Below are 2,629 nucleotides of genomic sequence, written 5' to 3'. Positions count from 1 at the left end.
ATTTTTTGACAAAAATACAATAAATGTGATAAATTTTAGATACAGCGCATGGTGCGTTGACCCAACATGAATTACGCCTGTTGATCGGTCGCAAGACTGTCTAAAACTACTTTCTCTCACACAAATTTCCACATTTTGTAATCATGCTGGGTTTTTGGAGAATCATGGGTCACGATGACAATGCCTGTCAATCGTGACTTTTTTTATAGGCACATCGTGATCAGTGCTATAATTTAAGGAGTGACTATAAAGATTGGGGAAAGTTGTGACCCAACGGGCAAACGTTCGTGTCGCAACGCTGTATCATAAAAATGAATAATATTGAAAAATTACAACAATTAACACACATTACCACACAAGAAATTGCGGACGCCTTGGATGTTAACGCTGATTTGGTCAAAGAATGGCAAGATGATGCCAGTTTGCCAACAATTGCGGAACTGGAAGCTTTAGTCGGTATTTTTTCAAGTCAACTCGATGCCCAAGGCATTGAAGCCCAAACCAAATCACATCCAATTCACATTCGTTTGTCGATTGATTACTTGTTGAATCTTGGTTTGACAATGTCAGATTGGATCACGTTAAAGTGGGCTGTGGAAGGTCAGTGGCAAGGCGATCAACTTGCGGTTGGTTTCTTCCATAACGGCAAACTCACCCGTGTGGTGGCTTCTGATGACGAATTTGTCGCTGCCTTTGCAGGGTATTTGATTTTGCAAACGGAAGGCGAATTTGAACCTTATATTGATGAATTTGATGATGATAAAGTCTATGATTGGCGCTTATTACGGCTACATGGGGACGATTACCGCGATGTTACCCGTGAGTTAATCGCGACAGACTTACCGGAGATAAAAGCATGACGGAAAATGTCATTTTGGCAACGGATGCCTATAAATTAACCCATCATTTACAGTATCCTGCCCAGTTAACAAAATTATATTCTTATGGCGAAGCGCGCGTTGGCGGCCAATATGAACAGGTGAGTTGGTTTGGCTTGCAAATGATTTTGGACGCCTATTTCCGCCAACCCATCACGGATGAGATGATCGATGAAGCGGCTCGTGTGAGTGAACTCACGTTTGGCACAGCAGCCTTTTTTAATCGCTCAGTTTGGGAAAAAGTCCGTGATCTGGGTTATTTCCCCGTTAAAATTAAAGCATTACCTGAAGGTATGACAGTGCCAGTGGGCAATGCGCTCTTTACGATTGAGTCAACGGCTGATTGGTTTGCCACCAGTTTGAACGCGTTAGAAGACGTTTTGATGCACGTGTGGTATCCAACAACCATTGCCACGAATTCAATGGTCATTCGGCAACGGTTAACGCCATTATTTGAACAATCAGGTACGCCAGACAATGTGGCGCTGGCAGTTAATGATTTTGGGTTGCGTGGCGCGACGTCATTAGAATCTGCTAAACGGGGTGGTGCTGCCTATTTGCTGCACTTCCGTGGCTCTGATAACATGGCAGCTTCGGCGTATTTTGACTCAGTTTATGGCGTGCCTGGACGGGCTTTGTCTGTCTGGGCAACGGAACATTCGGTGGCGACGTCATATGGTGCTGACGCCGGTGAATTCGCTTATGTTCATGCGCAATTGGATCGGGCACCGGATGATGCTATTTTATCCATTGTCATCGATTCATACGATGCACTCAATTTTGTGAAAAATGTGATTGGATCACCGGAAATTAAAGCACGGATTATGGCACGTGAAGGCCGAATTGTTCTCAGACCAGATTCTGGAGATCCGCTAACCATTGATTTGCAAGTACTCGACCTGCTTGCTGAAATTTTTGGGACGACGACAAATGACAAGGGTTATCGCGTTTTGCAACATAATGTCGGTATTATTCAAGGCGATGGCATGAAAGCAGACACAATTATTGCCCTTTATGAAGCTTTGATGGCCGCTGGTTGGTCAGCGGATAACTTGGTGGTTGGCTCTGGTGGTGGTTTGTTACAAGAAGGCTTTACCCGAGACACCGCACGTTTTGCCATCAAAGCAGCCTATGCGGAGACCGCCACTGGTGAGCACATCAACATTCAAAAAAAGCCTAAAACGGATGCCTCAAAAGCGTCAAAAGCGGGACTACTTAAAGTGATTTGCCGAGATGGCCAAATTGTCACGGTAGCACAAAGTGAACCAGGAGAAGATCTCTTGACAACCGTTTATGAGAATGGCGTTTTTGCCCCCGTTGATGGGCAAGCGATGATACAACGTGCCCAAGTGTGAAGAATGATCTTGAATTACCAATTTAAAAAAGCCAGTGACATCACAACGGATGTCACAGTCGAACAATTAGACATCAAAGCCGCCGCGCAAGCTTATCGTGAACGCGATCAACGTGATCACAAGCCGAAAAGTGAAGCGAGCCAAGCACTCGTTGGCCATGGCGTACAAGCGCTTGGTACAGAGGCAGCAATCGGTAAAGATGAACGTAAGGCTAAAGTACTCGCCTTATTTAACGCCGGGATGACAAGTTATATTGATTTAGCTTTTGAAATGAATTTATCAGAAGCAACGATTCAAAAATATGGCAAAGAATTAGGATTAACTTTCATTGACACGCCATATTAAATTAAAAATTTGACATTTTTAAATGCGTAAGCTATTATAATAACTACATTA

The 2,629-nt window shown here is 43.8% G+C and carries 3 protein-coding genes; all 3 read left to right on the top strand.

The window, feature by feature from the left end; genetic code table 11:
* The first annotated feature begins 311 nt into the window (after positions 1 to 311).
* The 3 genes from ACW12G_RS07475 to ACW12G_RS07465 are packed head-to-tail and all read left to right on the top strand — an operon-like array spanning position 312 to position 2,578.
* The gene (locus ACW12G_RS07475) at positions 312 to 860 is read left to right on the top strand and encodes an XRE family transcriptional regulator (protein WP_147001184.1); all 549 of its coding nucleotides are present in this window, start codon (positions 312 to 314) and stop codon (positions 858 to 860) included.
* A complete protein-coding gene (locus ACW12G_RS07470; RefSeq protein WP_455647661.1) occupies positions 857 to 2,233 on the top strand; it encodes a nicotinate phosphoribosyltransferase in 1,377 nt (458 codons plus the stop codon). The genes ACW12G_RS07475 and ACW12G_RS07470 overlap by 4 nt, the downstream gene beginning before the upstream one ends.
* Before the next feature lie 9 nt (positions 2,234 to 2,242).
* On the top strand, positions 2,243 to 2,578 hold the full coding sequence (locus tag ACW12G_RS07465) for a hypothetical protein (RefSeq protein ID WP_282855941.1): 336 nt from the start codon (positions 2,243 to 2,245) through the stop codon (positions 2,576 to 2,578).
* Positions 2,579 to 2,629 lie beyond the last annotated feature (51 nt).

Source organism: Leuconostoc sp., from assembly GCF_965300815.1.
Note: the sequence above shows the minus strand (reverse complement) of the source record. Positions and strands in the feature narration are given on the sequence as shown.